Genomic DNA, 14179 nt, shown 5'->3' with positions numbered 1-14179 from the left:
CGCTGGTCACCTCATCCGTCCTGGTGAGAACACCTCTGAGGGTCTTCCCCATCTACCAGACCTACGGAGGAGAAGCCTCGTACTTCAACGCTACGCAGGGTCGAGCCGACGCACGGGACGCGTTCAACGCCGCGCTCGCCCACGGCTTCAAGCGAGGCACGGTCGTCTACTTCGCAGTCGACTACGACGCCCAGGACGCGGAGATCGACGCGAACATCCTCCCGCACTTCCGCGCCATCGCTGCTGCGATGGCCGAACTGGGCAGTAAGTACCGAGTGGGCGTGTACGGTTCACGCAATGTCTGCGCACGCGTCTCGGCGCGAGGCTACGCCAAGCTCAGCTTCGTGTCGGGGATGTCGACAGGCTTCAGCGGCAACCTGGGCTACCTGCTGCCGTCCAACTGGGCCTTCGATCAGATCGCTACCAAGACGATCGGCACGGGCACCGGGCTGATCAACATCGACAACAACATCGCGTCAGGCCGCGACATCGGCCAGAGCGTGGTCGACGTGGACGCCCCCGTTCTTGACGTTCCGACGCCGCTCGCCTCGATTCCCAACTACAGCACCTTCATCCAGGACTACTTCTGGTGGTTCGAGCAGGCCACGACCCCGATCCAGCAGGCCGTCGTCTTGCATCCTCCCCAGGACGTCTTCGAGGCAATCCTCGGGCAGCACGATGACCTCCTCACGTCCCTGGCGCGGGGCTACGGGATGCGCAAGTCTCTCATCGAGACCGCTGTTCTCTGGGAAAGCTCAGTAGAGAACATCCTTGACGTGGGCACGGACGCGATCGTCCGGGCAACGTACGCGTATCTCGAGCAGAAGGAGTGGTGGGACGGGCTCAGCGCAGCGGAGCAGGCGGTCACACCGGCTCCCGTGCCGCCTCCTGTGCAGAGGCGAGACGCTTCTACGGGGGTCAGTCAGATCTTCGCCTGGGTCGCTGCCGAAGTCATCGACTGGGCGCGGGCTCTTGGTCTGACCGACGAGCCCAGCTACGACGTCGACGACTGGCACCAGCAGCGTGATCTCTGGATGCGGCTCAACGAGGACGACGCCTTCAACATCCGGATGTGCGCGCTCGTCCTGCTTTGGTCCGCCGCGGACCGAGGCATCGACATCTCCCAGCCCACGTTCTTCACGGACCAAGAGATCAAGGACACGCTGGCCCGATACAACGGGACCAACCAGGACGCGATCGCCTACGGCGAGCGGAGCTTCGGGCTCTACTCGTTCCTCGAAAGCCGCCTGAACGGTCCCGCAAGAGCCGCAGCGCTGTAGCTCACTCCGAGGCCCACGCTCGGCGCGAACGCCCAGCGTGGGCCTCGAGGCTACAGGCGTAGCGATCGCTTGAACGACAGATCGACGATCAGTATTGAATCTTCGATCTCGACCGATGCGCAAACCTGCCGGCGGTCGAATAGTGCGACTGTCTCGCAGTTCCCGTGCATCTGGAGGAGGTCGTCGCCGGCCGCAGTAGGGAGACGCTCCGAGTCGAACTGCAGTCGAAGCCAGCACCCTCCCGATGCGCACTCAATGCTCTGGCTCGTCGGCTCCACACCCGGTGGTAGGTGCGCCTGGCTAATCGTTGGCGTGGACGTGTCGTCAATCTCGACGGAGACAACCGGCGCGACCAGGCCGACACCAAGTGCGAGCCCAACGATGGCGACCGCTCCGATGCACCACCACATTGCCCGACGCCGCATGTCGATCCTCTCCGCAACATGTCCGGTCGCGACCGGTCTACCGTGCGCGACGATATCAAGCAGTTACGCCTGAACTGGTGTCGGCCTCTCGGGTGTCGGGCGAGGTGAGAGTGATCTCCGGATCACTGCTCAGGCGTCGCCACGATCTCCATCCCCGCGTGCACTGGATATCAGATTCTTGCATCTGATACAACGATCTCATGGACGATCTCCGTGCTTCGGCTCCCTCGGTGCTTGAACGCAACGTGGTGGCGCTGGATCCGGCGCAGGCAGTGCTGGAGGCGATGTTGGAGGGGTGGGGGAGGCAGCAACGTGCTCGCTTCCTTCGGGATGCGACGATCACGGCGCGGCTGCGCATGGTGCGGCGCTTCGTCCAGTTCAGCGGGCTGTACCCGTGGCAGTGGGGGCCGGCCGAAGGTGAGGCGTGGATCAGCTCGCTGCGGTCGGGGCCCGCCCCGCGGGCCTTGTCTACCCTCCGCAACTACGAGATCTCCATCCGGATGTTCTGCGCCTATGTGCGTGATCCCCGGTACGAGTGGGGCGCCGAGTGTGTTCGAAGGTTCGGGGCCGCGCCGCGGGAGGTGTTTCACGAGGACAACTCGGTGCTGCACAAGGATGAGTACGAGGGTGAGCCGAGGCGTCGGCCGCTGACGTTCGACGAGGTCCAGGCGCTGTTCGACGCTGCTGACGGGTCGGTCGATGAGATCCGGCGCAGGGGTCGGAAGGGTTCGCTGTCCGCGCTGCGGGACTCGGCGTTGCTCAAGACCTGTTACGCGTTCGGGCTGCGTCGCGGCGAGCTCTTCGGTGCCGACCTGGTCGATCTGCGCGGGAACGCGAAAGCCCCGCGGTTTGGGCGTGTCGGGACTTTTGCGGTCCGGCATGGCAAGGCGTCGCGCGGCGGTCCTTCGAAGCGGCGCACTGTGCTGCTCGTGCCGGAGATGGACTGGGTGGTGGACGTGTTGGCGCACTACTTGCAGGAGGTGCGGGGGCCGCTGGGGAAGGACGCGTCGCCGGCGTTGTGGGTGAGCGAGCGCGGCACGCGGTTGTCGCGCAGGGCGATCAACGAGGCCTTCACTACGGCGCGCGACGCTGCGGGACTTGACGGCGGTTTGGATCTGCACTGTCTTCGGCACTCGTACGTGACGCACCTGATCGAGTTCGACTACCCGGTGCGGTTCGTGCAGGAGCAGGTGGGGCATGCCCACGCTTCGACGACGTCGATCTACACCGGTGTGTCGGCGTCCTACCGCAACCAGCTGCTGGCACGGGCACTGGACACGATCTATGGCGAGCACTTGGAGCAAGCATGATCAAGAAGATGGGCTACGAGTGGCACCTGCGGCTGCGAATGGCTGAGCACGGCCTGTACGCGACGAGCGAGCTGCAGCCGCTGCTCGCCGAACGCGGGATTGTGCTCTCGCGTGAGCAGGTCTATCGCCTTGTGACCCAGGCCCCGCAGCGTCTGAGTCTGGACACTTTGGTCGCGCTCTGCGACATCCTCGCGTGCACGCCGAACGATCTCATCACGCCCAAGGTCGTCAACGAGGAGATCCGCAAGGACGCGACCACCGGGGCACCCGTGACCCCGTTGAAGCCGCAGGCGCGTCGGACACAGATCCGCCGACCTCGGCACGACTCGGCGCCGTGACGGGTGGCGACCGCGTTCGTTGGCCGGTCGAGTCTGAGGCTGTGGTGCGTGAGCGGATCGTCCGCGTCGTTGCTGCCCACATCGGCGTCGACGAGGCCCGGGCGGCGGCGGTTGATGTTCTTCGGGCTGCAGGTGTGTGGAGCAGTGCGCGCAGTCTTCGCACTCTGGACCGCCATCTCGCCAGCAGGCCCGATGCTCTGGCCGTCTACGACCCGCACTGCCCGCCCGCGCTCGTGCGACTGGCCTTCGCCCTGCACGACGCCAGCTACGACGTCGACCTGCCGCGCTGTGTCGTGTGCGGCAGGACCAACCGCCGTCTCTCGGGCCGCGTCGACGAAGGACGGTGCTGTGACTGGTGTCGCAGCAAGAGCCGCCGCCAAGTCTGCGCCCGCTGCGGGGCGCTCGGGCACCCGACCGCTCGCCGACCCGAGGGTCTGATCTGCCGGCGCTGCTACGCCACCGAACCCGAGCGAGCGGTTCCCTGCGCAGACTGCGGCAAGTACTCCGCGCCGTACACGCGCGACGACGACGGCCGGCCGCGGTGCGAGAACTGCGCCCGCCCGCGGCGCGTCTGCGCGAGTTGCGGACGACTCCAGCACGTCAAGCGCGTCACGGAGGCCGGCCCACTGTGCCAGGTCTGCCACCAGCGAGACCCGCGACTCTGCGGCGGGTGCGGGCAACTCGAACCCGTCGTGCTCAGGGCACGGGACGGCAGGCCCGACCTGTGCAGACGCTGCGCCCCCGAGCCGACACACACCTGCCGACTCTGCGGGAAGGACCGACCGGCGCACGTGCACTGGCCGATCGGCCCGGTCTGCCGCGCATGCTCCCGGCGAGCGATTCGCACGCCCCGCCTTTGCGCGAGGTGTCACCAGACCGCTGTACTGGTCGGCCGCATTGCGGACGGCGAGGCGTGCGGGCCCTGCACAGGGGCACCCGAGTACGACTACAGGTGCCACCGGTGCGCGGCCTCGGGAGAGTTCTACTACTCACGCACCTGTCTGTCCTGCTCCAGACGCGAGATGGCGACGTTCCTGCTCGCGGGCGACGACGGCACCGTCCCCCCGTGGCTGAACCCCCTGCTCACGATGATCACGAACAGCCCGCGCCCAGACTCCACCATGCGTTGGCTGCAGCGCAGCACGTCGACCGATCTACTCCACGAGATCGCACGGCTTCCCCGGCCTGTCACCCACGCCGACCTCGACGCCAGGCCAGCGACGCTCGCGCTCGACCACCTGCGAGCGGTGCTCGTGCACTGCGGAGTCCTGCCGCCGCGTCAGGAAGCACTCGGCCGTCTCGAAGCGTGGCTCGAGCACCAGCTCGAAGGCCTCCCGCCCGGACACGCAGCGGTGATCGGCCCCTATGCCAGATGGAGCGTCCTGCGACGCGCGCGGCGGCGAGCAGCCCGCCGTCACTACAGCTTCTCCGCCGGCCACGGCGACCGCCGGCGCATCAGCGAGGCGATCCGGTTGCTGCGCTGGCTCTACCGGCGAGGGCGATCCCTCACTGACCTGACCCAAGCAGACCTCGACCGCCACCTGCGCGGCGATCGCAACCGGGCAGCACAACTGACCGGCTTCATCACATGGGCCCGCCACCGCAGACTCGTCGATGCCCGCCTCGTCGTCCCCCTCCGACAGCCCGACGAACCCATCGTGCTCGCTGACGTCCAGGAGCACGACGCTCGCATCAAGACCCTCCTCGCCGATCCCGACGTGTCGCTCGAGACACAAGTCGCCGGGCTGCTCGTCATGATTCTCGCCCTACCCCTCACCCGGATCCAGCGACTCACCACCAGCGACGTCTACACCCGGGACGGTGTCGTCCGACTCGTCCTCGCCGACCGCCCGGTCCCGCTCCCGCCCGTGCTCGCCGAACGCATCTCCAGACTTGCGCAGATCGCGCGGTACAAGCCTTACGCTCTCGTCCCGGGCGCGAGCGACAACAGATGGCTGCTGCCCTCGCCCTCGCTCCCGGGAACTCACCTGTGCACGCGCCAAATCGCGGTCAACCTGCACAAGGCCGGGATCCCCGTGCGAGCCAGCCGCCACCTTGCGCTCATTCGCCTCGCTGAGCGGCTGCCAGCACCAGTTCTCGCCGAGCTCCTCGGCCTGAGCCAGAGCACCGCCGCGAAATGGGCAGTCCACTCCCAGACCGGCTGGGCCGACTACCTCGCGGCGCGGACCACAACGACCGGCGACAGGGGCGGTTGCGATGAATAGCGCACCCTCAGATATCGACACTCTGCCAGTCGTCCGCCGGGAGGCCTGAAATGACCGTCAAGCTCACCCGTGAGCGGGTCGTGGCGATCAACGCCGCCGCGTGGGAGTACTGGCGCTGGAACGCGAACCAGGCCGAGGACTGGACCCGGGGCTACCTCGCCCGGCGCGGTCTGCGCGGCCTGCAGGCCGGGTACGCGCCCGAGGGATGGGCCCGGCTCGTGGGACGCATGCGCGGCCGCGGGTACAGCCCCGACGAGCTCGTGGCCGCCGGCCTCGCGTTCCGCACCGAGGCTGGGGGAGTGGGGGACGTTTTCCGTGACCGCATGGTCCTGCCCTACCGCGACGAGACTGGCGCGATCATCGGTTTCACCGCTCGACGCAACCCCGCGGCCGACGACGTCGACGACGCCCCCGCGAAGTATCTGAACACCACGACGACGCTCGCGTTCGACAAGTCTCGGGACCTGTACGGGATCGACCCGGCCGCGGTCCGCCGCATCCAGGCCGGCGCGCGGGTCGTGGTCGTCGAGGGAGCCCTGGACGTCGAGGCCATCCGCCGCACCGGGTCACCCGTCGTGCCGCTGTCCGGTTGCGGCACCGCGCTCACCGCGACCCACCTCGAGCGCGTGCGCGCGATCCACGCCGACGCAGTCGCCCTAGCGGTGTTCGCGTTCGACGCCGACCCTGCCGGCCAGGCGGCCGCGGTGCGCGCATGGGACCTGCTCACCGATGACGAAGCCGGCACCGCCGGTGCCCTGGTCCTGCCCGACGGGACCGACCCCGCCCAGCTCATCCAGGACGGCCACGGCCAGGCCCTCGCCGAGCGCCTGGCCCAGCCCCAGAGCCTGGTGTCCGTCGTCGTCGACGTCGTCCTGGCTCGTCACGACCTGACGACCGTCGAGGGGCGCATCAACTCGCTCCGAGCCGCGGCCGCCCTCGTCGCGCGCATCGCGGACGTGCCGCTGTCGCGCGTCGGGACGCAGCTGCACGCCCGCCTGGCCCCGCACACCGACCTTGGGGTGATCGCCGGCGAGCTCGCGATCGCCGCGGCCGCCGCGCGCGGCACCACCTGAGCCGGTATCTGGGCCCGGCTAGGTTGGCATGCGCCAGGACCGGGAGGAAGAGCATGCCGATCAGCGACGAGGAGCGCGCCCAGCGCGCCGACGATGCCCAGCGCATCCGACACAGCACCCAGCTCGAGGGCGGACGCACCAGCGACGCCGCTCGCGTGATTCAGGACAAGTACGTCCGCGGCGAGATCGACGCCGAGGAACTGATGCGACAGACGATCGCGCTCGACAGCGACCAGGACGGAGCCAGCCCTTGACCGAACGCCCCTGGGAGAGCGGCGACGAGCAGGCCCGTTGGGACGGGTATCTGCTCGCCGACGGGCGAACCTTGCGCAACCGCGTCGGCGCCACCACACCTGAGATGCTGCGCGAGCGCGAGGACCGGCGCGTGGAGGCCCGGGCGCTGACCCTGCGCGAGCACGGGCTACCGGCGACGTACGACCTTGCCGGGCTGCGAGCGATCCACCGACACCTGTTCCAAGACGTGTACGACTGGGCCGGGGACGTGCGCACGGTGTCGATCCGCAAGAGCCGAGACGGCTGGTTCGCGCCGCTGGACCGGATCGAGGACGCGATGGACGCCGTGGCGACCTACCTGCGCGACACCGACAACCTGCGCACCCTCGACCCGAGCGCTGTGCCGGGCGCGCTCGCCAGCGTCTACGACGTCGTCAACCAGACCCACCCCTTCCGGGAGGGCAACGGGCGCGTCCAGCGCGAGTTCATCACCGCCCTGGCTCGCGAGTCCGGCCACCGCCTGGACTGGACCAGGGTGACGCTCGGCAGGCCCGGCTACGAGTCCGAGAACGACCAGGCCTCCCGCCTGGCCCGCACGGGAGACCGCGGCCCGCTGCGCGCCATGTTCGCGCGCATCACCACCAAGGCTGGCGCGATCGACGACCACGTGAACGACGCCCTGCGCCTGGTCGCCGCCTCCCGACCGCCGTCCACCGCCCGCCCGTCCGCCACCGCGCCGGCCGTCGCGCGCGTCAACCGTCCCGCACCGGGAGCACCCGGCAGGGACTACGGGAGATGAACCCGCGCCGCGGCCTCGCAGTCCTGGCCGTCGCCGTCGTCGCCGCGTGCAGCTCGCCGCGGGCCGAGGCCACGGTCGAGGTCGGGGGAGAGGTGTTCGCCGTCGAGCTCGCGGACAGTGCCAACGAGCAGAAGGAAGGCCTGGCCGGCCGCGAGGAGATCCCTGCCGACACCGGGATGCTGTTCCAGTTCGGAGAACGCGCCGAGCACCAGATGTGGATGGCTGGCATGCAGGTCCCGATCGACGTCGCCTGGATCGACGATGACCGCGTGATTGGCGTTGCGACCCTCGACCCGTGCACCGAGCCCGACCAGACGACCTGCCCACGATGGGCCCCGCCTGCCCCAGCAACCGCCTTGCTCGAGGTGCCGGCGGGAGCCCTGTCAGGCGTCGACGTCGGCGACGAGGTGACGCGGGGCGCTCCCTGACGAGCGACTGGCCAGAACAGCGTTATATCCTGGGTTATAGAGAAAGGTGGTACCCCATGACGACAGCTCCGACAGCGGACGTCGAGGCCGTGGTGCGTCTGCGGCACCGGCAGGTCGTCGACCGGCTCGACGAACTGCGCCTGGTGCGCAAGCTCGCAGCCAGCATGTCGCAGACGGAGATCGCGAAGGTGCTCGCGATCAGCCAGCCCGCGGTGCACAAGGCTCTCAAGGCCGCCGAGCGTGTGCCGGACGTGGCTGAGGGATTCAGCGGCGCCAGCCCGTACGAGATCGCCGAGCGGTACGCCGCCGGCCAGATCGACCGACCTCGCGTCATCGACGAGCTCGCCCGCTGGCCCTACGCGCGCACACCCAAGACCGACGGCTTCGACTGGCTCGTCAAGGACGCCCCCGGGACGTTCGAGGAGGTCGGGCGCGCGCTCGACGACGGGCTGCTCGACGATGACACCTACGACGCCGTGCTCACCCGCAAGAGTGGACGGTAACCGGGCCGACAGTCTTCACTTGCGGCGTGCCTGACGACCATGACCTCCACGCGGCCCACCGCGAGACCGTCCGAGAGTTCTCCCGCGCCGGGGGGCCGCTCGACAAGGACGGACCCCACTCCACGCTGAACAATCCCGCGTGGTTCATCGACGGTCAGGTCGATCAGCCCACGGCCCGCCGGCGTGCGCTGTGGCGACGGCTCCGCGACGAGGCGCGCGCCGAGGCGCCCGGCGTTCGCCAGGACGGCAAGGCGATCGTGCTGGCCGGACCGCCCGGGGCCGGCAAGGGCCACGTCCAGGGCAACGTGCTCGGGCTCGACAAAGACGCCTGGCTCGTCGTCGACGCCGACAAGTTCAAGGAGAAGCTGCTGCGCGAGGCCCTGGCCGACGGCAGCTACGAGACGTTCCTCAAGCCCGACGCCGTGCGCGAGCGCGAGGCGGGCGGCGAGCCGTTCTTCCCTCTCGAGCTCGCCGCCCTGGTCCACGAGGAGTCCTCCTACCTCGCGCGCCTGCTGCGCGACGAGGCGCTGCGCGAGGGCACGAACGTCGTCATCGACTCCGTGCTGTCCAAGCCCGACGCGGCGATCGCGCTCGGCGACCGGCTCGCCGAGGCCGGGTACGAGGTCGAGGTCGTCGACGTCGAGGTGCCCTACGAGCTCTCCCAAGCCCGCATCGCCCAGCGCTGGCGCGAGTCCTACGAGGGCGCCGTCATCACGGGGGAGGGGCTCGGCGGCCGCTGGGTCCCCAGCGTCTACGCCCGCGACGTCTTCAACGGCCCCGGCGGACGCGCACGATCCCAAGAATCGGCCGCAGCACTCGCGAAGGCATGCCCGGCCGTGCTGCGCTACCGACGCTTCTGGACTCCCAACAACGGCGTACCCATGCAGGTAGAGGCCGACCTCGGCCGGTTCCAGCGCGGGGGTGACCTCGTCGATTCCAGCCTCATCAGAAGCCGCGCCCGGGCGGCCGCGAGCTTCGCTCTTCAGGCCCGACGTGGCCCCGCTCGATCCACTCGGGGACCGCAGCACGAGCGGGAGTGAACTGAGAGGTCCGGCCTATCGATCCGCTTGTGCAGTCGTAGCCGCTGCCGAGTTAGAGCGCCAGGTTGTGTGCGCGCGCCAGAAGGTCTGCGGCGTAGTCCAGGCCACGGTCACGGAGCACGGGGATCAGGCAGTTCAGTGGTGGCCAATTTGAGCGGTAGGACCGTGCCCCGTGGGCGCCGGTGTAGAGCCCGCCTCCGGGCCCGGCGTACAGACCGCCGCCAGGTCCCGCGTACAGACCGCCGCCGGGTCCGGTGTAGAGCCCGCCGCGCGGCCCGGCGTAGAGCCCGCCGCCGGGTCCCGCATGCAGGCCGCCTCCGGGGCCGGCGTACCGGTTACGCGGCCAGACGTTTCTTGTCGACATCTGATCTCCTTGGTCCGAGCTCTAGTTTCCGCAGGCGGCGCCTGCTCACAGGGGAGCAGGGCTACCGAAGGTTGAAGGCCTTGCCGCACCTGCCGCATCGAATCAGACCGGGGCTGTAGCCACCGATCACGAACTTGGTGCGGCAGTGGGGGCAGGTGACGGTGTAGCCGCGCGAGCTGCGCTTCATGCTGACCTCCGGGTCGTCGAATGTGCTGGCCGGTGGCGCGCTTGCGCCACCGGCCCTCTGCTACTTCTCGTTGCGGACGCCCTTGTGCTGGTTCGGGCTGCCGTTGAGGATGCGACCGGTCGTGGTGTCGCGCTTGAACCAGGTGCTACCGCGCTTGAACTCGCTGCGGCCTCGGACCGCGCCGACGCGGTGTCCCTTGCCGGTGTTCTTCGCCATACCTCTCACCTCCGTCCTGACAGCCCATCCCGTCTTTGCACGGGGGCTCTCAACAGGTAGTCGAGGCAGGGGGCAGGAGAGTTAGCGGCAGTCCTCGCAGCGCCCGTCCTCGAGCAGGTAGCTGGCGAACATCATGAAGCAGCCGGCACACCGCGCCTCGCGCTCGGCTTGGCGATCGCAGCGGCATCGGCCGCAGCGCGGACAGGTTGGGCCCTGACATCCTGAGCAGGGGTACTGGCGAATCTCGAAGTCGGCGTCGCAGCAGTAGCCGGTGAGGAGCGGCCGGGTGTCGAACTCGCGCTGTTGCTGCGCGTGGAACGCATCGACGCCCCAGAGGTCTATGGCGGAGAGGATCGCGATGACTCGGTTCGTCTCGCCGAACAGGTCGGCGTAGAAATCGGCGTACATGCCCCATGGAGTTGTCCACCGGACTCGCTTGCTCGTAGTCGCGCCCGCAGCGAGGGTCAGCATCGGGTGCGTAGGCGAGAGCGTCTGGCCGCGCCAGGGGTACACCCTGGGCCACCCTTCATCGGGGTCGGGCCGGATGCTCGAGTGGCTGACGGATCGCGTGTAGCGGTTGATCAGGACGACTGCCCCCAAGTTGGGGAGCTTCTGCGCCAACGCGATCGCACAGACAGGGCGACTTGCTTGTGTGGCGTTGTACAGATCGACCAGGTGATGAGCTCGCAGTGTCGTCCTGGGGGGGAGGGTGGAGTCCAGAAGTGAACTCGGAAGCAGGAGCCTCTGCGCGATGCGGTCGCAAACGGTTTCGAGCAGGGGACCCGGATCAGGCTGGTCAATGATCCAGTCGTAGAGACCTGGTGTGTGTTCGACAAGCCAATGCCCGAGTTCATGCGCAAGCGTGAAGTTCTCTCGCCGGCTGCTCTCCGTGGGCGCGTAGAGCACCACCCCGTCTTCGAGGAACGACACCCCGTCGCAGGCGCCGCCGTCGTCTCGTGAGCCCGCGAGCCGCTCGACGGCAGTGACGGTCAGGCTGAGGTCTGCTCGCATCACCTCGAGCGGCTCGTAAGCGAAACGGTCTGCAGCGGCACTGGGCAAGGTCGCGACCGCGCGGGCGACGACCGCATCGATGTTCACCGATCACTCCGGAGGCGGTTCGACTGCGGCGACGAGAGCATCCAACGAATCCAGCATTTGAGCCGTGTCTGGAGCGTTTCCCCGATGAACCGTCGCGACAAGACGCCCCTGCAGGGTGGCGGACGCGACGGGTAGCGATACGTGCCGCGCACGAGCCCAACGGGCGACGAGCTCCTTAAACTTCGGACTGCGACGAAGTTCCTCAAGCAAGCCTGGTTCTGGTGTGTCGCTCGTCCCGAGCGAAAGCTGCTCGACCGTTCTTCCAAGGATCTCCGCCAGCGCCTGGATGAGCGCCGGCGGAACGTCGTGCGCCGTTCTGGTTTCCCATCGGAAGACGTCAGCGTCTGAGGTCTGCCAGCCTCGCTGACGGAGGCGCGATGCGATCCCGCTCGGCTTGAGACCCGCCTTCTTCCTTGCACGGGCGAACGCCTTGGAATCCAAGGTGCATTGCTGATCAGGGACCAGCCCCAGCATCGCTGCGACGGGGTCCGCTTCGAGGGGAGGCGCTTCATGCTGCGAAAGCCACAGCAACTCGCTCGTGTCAGCCAGCGCGCTCAACTCTGCGAGCTCGTCCGCTCCGATGCCGGAGCCGCGGAGGACCTCTCCAGTTCGGTGCTTGCGCTTTGAGAGCGCGTCAACAACGCGCTCTCGCTCTTCATCGTTCATCGTTGGTCCTCCTTCCGTCCATTGCGTCGCGAAGCAACTTCAGCACCTCGAGCTTCATCTGGCTGACCCTTGCCGGTGTCACGCCCAGTTGTGCCGCGATCTCAGCCCGAGGCCGCTCCAGTCCGATGTGTTCGACGGCCACGAGCCGCTGCCTCTCGTTGAGAACGTCGAGGCTCGCACGCATACGCGAGATCTGCTGCTCGAGGTCGACTCGTTCTGCCACCTCCTCGCCGACGTCGCTGTCGGCCGTTCGGCCATGCAGGTCGTCGAGCGACGGCCCGGCGCGCCGAACGGCCGCCGACTTCACGATGTCCTGCGCCTTGCGCTTGACGGCCTTGACGAGGAAGGCCTCCCAGTTGACGACGTTCGTCGGGAGGCCGCTCTTCATGAGCGATACGACTGCTGCGCTCACAGCATCCTCAGCGGAGGCCACCATTCCTGACGGGCGAAGCGTTGAGTATGCGACGCGGTACATCGCGCCGCGGTGTTGCGCGTAGAGGGCCGCCAAGTCCGGAGCGGCGCCGCGACACGCATGCGCGACGGAAGGCTCGTCTTCCACCTCCGCTTCGCCAGTCCGCTCCACACTTCACCTTCCCTTCAGCACGTAGTCGAGCGAGGCAGGCAAGTAGTTAGCCCGCCTTCGGGCGCCATCACGAGGATGGCCGAGAAGCCGTGTCGGTGGGGCCATCGGTCGGGTGAAATCTCCGATTAGAGATGCCGATAACGTTCGTTATGTCATATATGCCTGTTATGCCCGTTCTGATACGGCGCGCCATGGGTGGTGCGTGCGGCCCTCATTCGTCGCGCAGGAGTTCTGCGACGACGGCGTCGGCGGTCGTCTTGTCCCCCCAGATCCACTCGTGCGCGAAGTCGCGAACGCGCGTGTCCGAGCCTTGGCTCGAGGCAACGCCGAGCGGCGGAGGCGTCTTGGCTCGCCGGGCAACATCGGACTTGCTTAGCCCTGTGAGCTGAGCGACGGTCCGCTGCGACATGCCGGAGCGCAGCAGGAGCGCGGCTGCCTGGGAGACGGCCACTTCCGCCTCCAGGGTTGCGCGGTGAGCGAGGAGGCGAGCCTGCGCGACGGCACGAGTAGCGGCTGCTTCGAGGTCAGGAGATTCGGTCATAACCCCATCGTACCAAAACTGCCCCAGCGTTGGGGCAAATATGGGGCACGTTCTCTTGCCACGCCGCGATGACCGGCGCTCTCATCGCTACGGGCGGCCCCGAGACCCAGTTCGCCCAGCGTGCCGGCGTCACCTGCGTCACCGTTCGCGGCCCTCGGGAAGCGCTGACGGCGCACTCGGGGCGGCTCACCCGACCAGGCGCAGTGATGCGCCCCGCGCCCGGGCAGCGGGCCGCGCCTGCCCCTCAATGGGATCGACGAGGAGCCCGCCCGGGGTCGGGAGCGTGAGCGTCCACCGGTCCGTGGCGCCGCGTGCCGTCCGGGCGACGTCGAGCTCGCACCGCCGGAGGTAGCCGCCGCCGGCGTCCGTGCCGGACCACCGGTGCGCGACGACGTCGAGGCGCACCGCGGCCTGCTCCCACGGGCCCACGCTCACGAGCCCGGAGCCGCGCTCACGCGCGCGGGCGAGCAGCCGCCGGCGCTCGGACGTCGTGAGCCGGGCGTCCGGCCCGACGACGACGTACGTCATGCCGTCCAGCAGCGCCGCGACGACGCCGGCGGGATCGTCCCCGGCGCGCGGCACGAGCGCGACGCGCTCGAGCGCCACGCCGGCGTCCGCAGCCGCGAGCATCCCGAGGTCGGGCGCCCCCACCACGGCGAGCCAGTCCGAGGTGCCCTGCGACGTCGCGAGCAGCGCGAGCAAGAGCGACGTCGAACCCGTCACGACGCTGGCCGCGCCGCGCGGCAGGCACCCGTCGTCGAGGATCGCGCCGAGCGGGCGCGGAGCGTCGTCGAGGTCGACCACGCCCGGCGTCGACGCGCGCACGCCTGTGCGCAGCTCGGCGCGACGCAGGGTCGCGCGAGCCACCT

At 68.8% G+C, this 14179-nt stretch carries 17 protein-coding genes; 10 read left to right on the top strand and 7 right to left on the bottom strand.

The window, feature by feature from the left end; translation table 11 throughout:
* The 10 genes from GJV82_RS18160 to GJV82_RS18120 form a co-directional block, all read left to right on the top strand.
* Window positions 1-1280: glycoside hydrolase domain-containing protein (locus GJV82_RS18160; protein WP_225873478.1), on the top strand; the 1280-nt coding region annotated here is incomplete at its 5' end.
* 625 nt (window positions 1281-1905) lie between these two features.
* Entirely contained in the window at window positions 1906-3015 is a 1110-nt protein-coding gene (locus GJV82_RS18155; RefSeq protein WP_155100191.1) for a tyrosine-type recombinase/integrase, read from the top strand.
* On the top strand, window positions 3012-3353 hold the full coding sequence (locus GJV82_RS18150; protein ID WP_155100190.1) for a helix-turn-helix domain-containing protein: 342 nt from the start codon (window positions 3012-3014) through the stop codon (window positions 3351-3353). The genes GJV82_RS18155 and GJV82_RS18150 overlap by 4 nt, the downstream gene beginning before the upstream one ends.
* A 1022-nt stretch (window positions 3354-4375) precedes the next feature.
* Window positions 4376-5578, top strand: a complete 1203-nt coding sequence (locus tag GJV82_RS18145; RefSeq protein WP_155100189.1) for a hypothetical protein — start codon at window positions 4376-4378, stop codon at window positions 5576-5578.
* Between the two features lie 50 nt (window positions 5579-5628).
* Window positions 5629-6651: a toprim domain-containing protein gene (locus GJV82_RS18140; RefSeq protein ID WP_155100188.1), complete on the top strand. Its 1023-nt coding sequence runs from the start codon at window positions 5629-5631 to the stop codon at window positions 6649-6651.
* A 53-nt stretch (window positions 6652-6704) separates the two neighbouring features.
* Window positions 6705-6905, top strand: a complete 201-nt coding sequence (locus tag GJV82_RS19615; protein WP_196217308.1) for an antitoxin VbhA family protein — start codon at window positions 6705-6707, stop codon at window positions 6903-6905.
* Window positions 6902-7684 (top strand): Fic/DOC family protein, encoded by a 783-nt coding sequence (locus GJV82_RS18135; RefSeq protein WP_196217307.1) that lies wholly within the window; start codon window positions 6902-6904, stop codon window positions 7682-7684. Before GJV82_RS19615 ends, GJV82_RS18135 begins: the two co-directional genes overlap by 4 nt.
* A complete protein-coding gene (locus tag GJV82_RS18130) occupies window positions 7681-8112 on the top strand; it encodes a DUF192 domain-containing protein (protein WP_155100186.1) in 432 nt (143 codons plus the stop codon). Before GJV82_RS18135 ends, GJV82_RS18130 begins: the two co-directional genes overlap by 4 nt.
* Window positions 8113-8168: 56 nt before the next feature.
* A complete protein-coding gene (locus GJV82_RS18125) occupies window positions 8169-8615 on the top strand; it encodes a hypothetical protein (protein WP_034605257.1) in 447 nt (148 codons plus the stop codon).
* 26 nt (window positions 8616-8641) lie between these two features.
* Entirely contained in the window at window positions 8642-9655 is a 1014-nt protein-coding gene (locus tag GJV82_RS18120) for a zeta toxin family protein (protein ID WP_024841894.1), read from the top strand.
* 425 nt (window positions 9656-10080) lie between these two features.
* Here GJV82_RS18120 and GJV82_RS20920 read toward each other — a convergent pair whose 3' ends face one another.
* The 7 genes from GJV82_RS20920 to GJV82_RS19605 all read right to left on the bottom strand — a co-directional run.
* Complete coding sequence (locus GJV82_RS20920) at window positions 10081-10206, bottom strand: MJ0042-type zinc finger domain-containing protein (RefSeq protein WP_143314478.1); 126 nt, start codon at window positions 10204-10206, stop codon at window positions 10081-10083.
* 60 nt (window positions 10207-10266) lie between these two features.
* Window positions 10267-10422 carry a hypothetical protein gene (locus tag GJV82_RS19610; RefSeq protein WP_179151529.1) on the bottom strand — a complete coding sequence of 52 codons (156 nt, stop codon included), beginning with the start codon at window positions 10420-10422 and terminating at the stop codon, window positions 10267-10269.
* A gap of 81 nt (window positions 10423-10503) precedes the next feature.
* Window positions 10504-11520 (bottom strand): ImmA/IrrE family metallo-endopeptidase, encoded by a 1017-nt coding sequence (locus tag GJV82_RS18110; RefSeq protein WP_155100185.1) that lies wholly within the window; start codon window positions 11518-11520, stop codon window positions 10504-10506.
* A 3-nt stretch (window positions 11521-11523) separates the two neighbouring features.
* Window positions 11524-12186 (bottom strand): hypothetical protein, encoded by a 663-nt coding sequence (locus tag GJV82_RS18105; RefSeq protein ID WP_155100184.1) that lies wholly within the window; start codon window positions 12184-12186, stop codon window positions 11524-11526.
* Window positions 12176-12745: an RNA polymerase sigma factor gene (locus GJV82_RS18100; protein WP_051471903.1), complete on the bottom strand. Its 570-nt coding sequence runs from the start codon at window positions 12743-12745 to the stop codon at window positions 12176-12178. Before GJV82_RS18100 ends, GJV82_RS18105 begins: the two co-directional genes overlap by 11 nt.
* A gap of 235 nt (window positions 12746-12980) precedes the next feature.
* Window positions 12981-13310 carry a hypothetical protein gene (locus tag GJV82_RS18095; RefSeq protein WP_155100183.1) on the bottom strand — a complete coding sequence of 110 codons (330 nt, stop codon included), beginning with the start codon at window positions 13308-13310 and terminating at the stop codon, window positions 12981-12983.
* A 186-nt stretch (window positions 13311-13496) separates the two neighbouring features.
* The coding region (locus tag GJV82_RS19605) for an HAD family hydrolase (protein ID WP_196217306.1) at window positions 13497-14179 on the bottom strand (683 nt) is incomplete at its 5' end.

This window comes from Cellulosimicrobium composti (assembly GCF_009711085.1).
Classification (GTDB): Bacteria; Actinomycetota; Actinomycetes; order Actinomycetales; family Cellulomonadaceae; genus Cellulosimicrobium; species Cellulosimicrobium composti.
This window is presented reverse-complemented; position numbering and strand designations above follow the sequence as displayed.

Bases quoted from the DNA above. Each gene is read 5' to 3' on its own strand.
- GJV82_RS18130 (WP_155100186.1), top strand. From the start codon at position 7,681: ATGAACCCGCGCCGCGGCCTCGCAGTCCTGGCCGTCGCCGTCGTCGCC.
- GJV82_RS18105 (WP_155100184.1), bottom strand. From the start codon at position 12,186: ATGAACGATGAAGAGCGAGAGCGCGTTGTTGACGCGCTCTCAAAGCGC.
- GJV82_RS18155 (WP_155100191.1), top strand. From the start codon at position 1,906: ATGGACGATCTCCGTGCTTCGGCTCCCTCGGTGCTTGAACGCAACGTG.
- GJV82_RS18145 (WP_155100189.1), top strand. From the start codon at position 4,376: ATGGCGACGTTCCTGCTCGCGGGCGACGACGGCACCGTCCCCCCGTGG.
- GJV82_RS18125 (WP_034605257.1), top strand. From the start codon at position 8,169: ATGACGACAGCTCCGACAGCGGACGTCGAGGCCGTGGTGCGTCTGCGG.
- GJV82_RS19615 (WP_196217308.1), top strand. From the start codon at position 6,705: ATGCCGATCAGCGACGAGGAGCGCGCCCAGCGCGCCGACGATGCCCAG.
- GJV82_RS19610 (WP_179151529.1), bottom strand. From the start codon at position 10,422: ATGGCGAAGAACACCGGCAAGGGACACCGCGTCGGCGCGGTCCGAGGC.
- GJV82_RS20920 (WP_143314478.1), bottom strand. From the start codon at position 10,206: ATGAAGCGCAGCTCGCGCGGCTACACCGTCACCTGCCCCCACTGCCGC.
- GJV82_RS18095 (WP_155100183.1), bottom strand. From the start codon at position 13,310: ATGACCGAATCTCCTGACCTCGAAGCAGCCGCTACTCGTGCCGTCGCG.
- GJV82_RS18150 (WP_155100190.1), top strand. From the start codon at position 3,012: ATGATCAAGAAGATGGGCTACGAGTGGCACCTGCGGCTGCGAATGGCT.
- GJV82_RS18140 (WP_155100188.1), top strand. From the start codon at position 5,629: ATGACCGTCAAGCTCACCCGTGAGCGGGTCGTGGCGATCAACGCCGCC.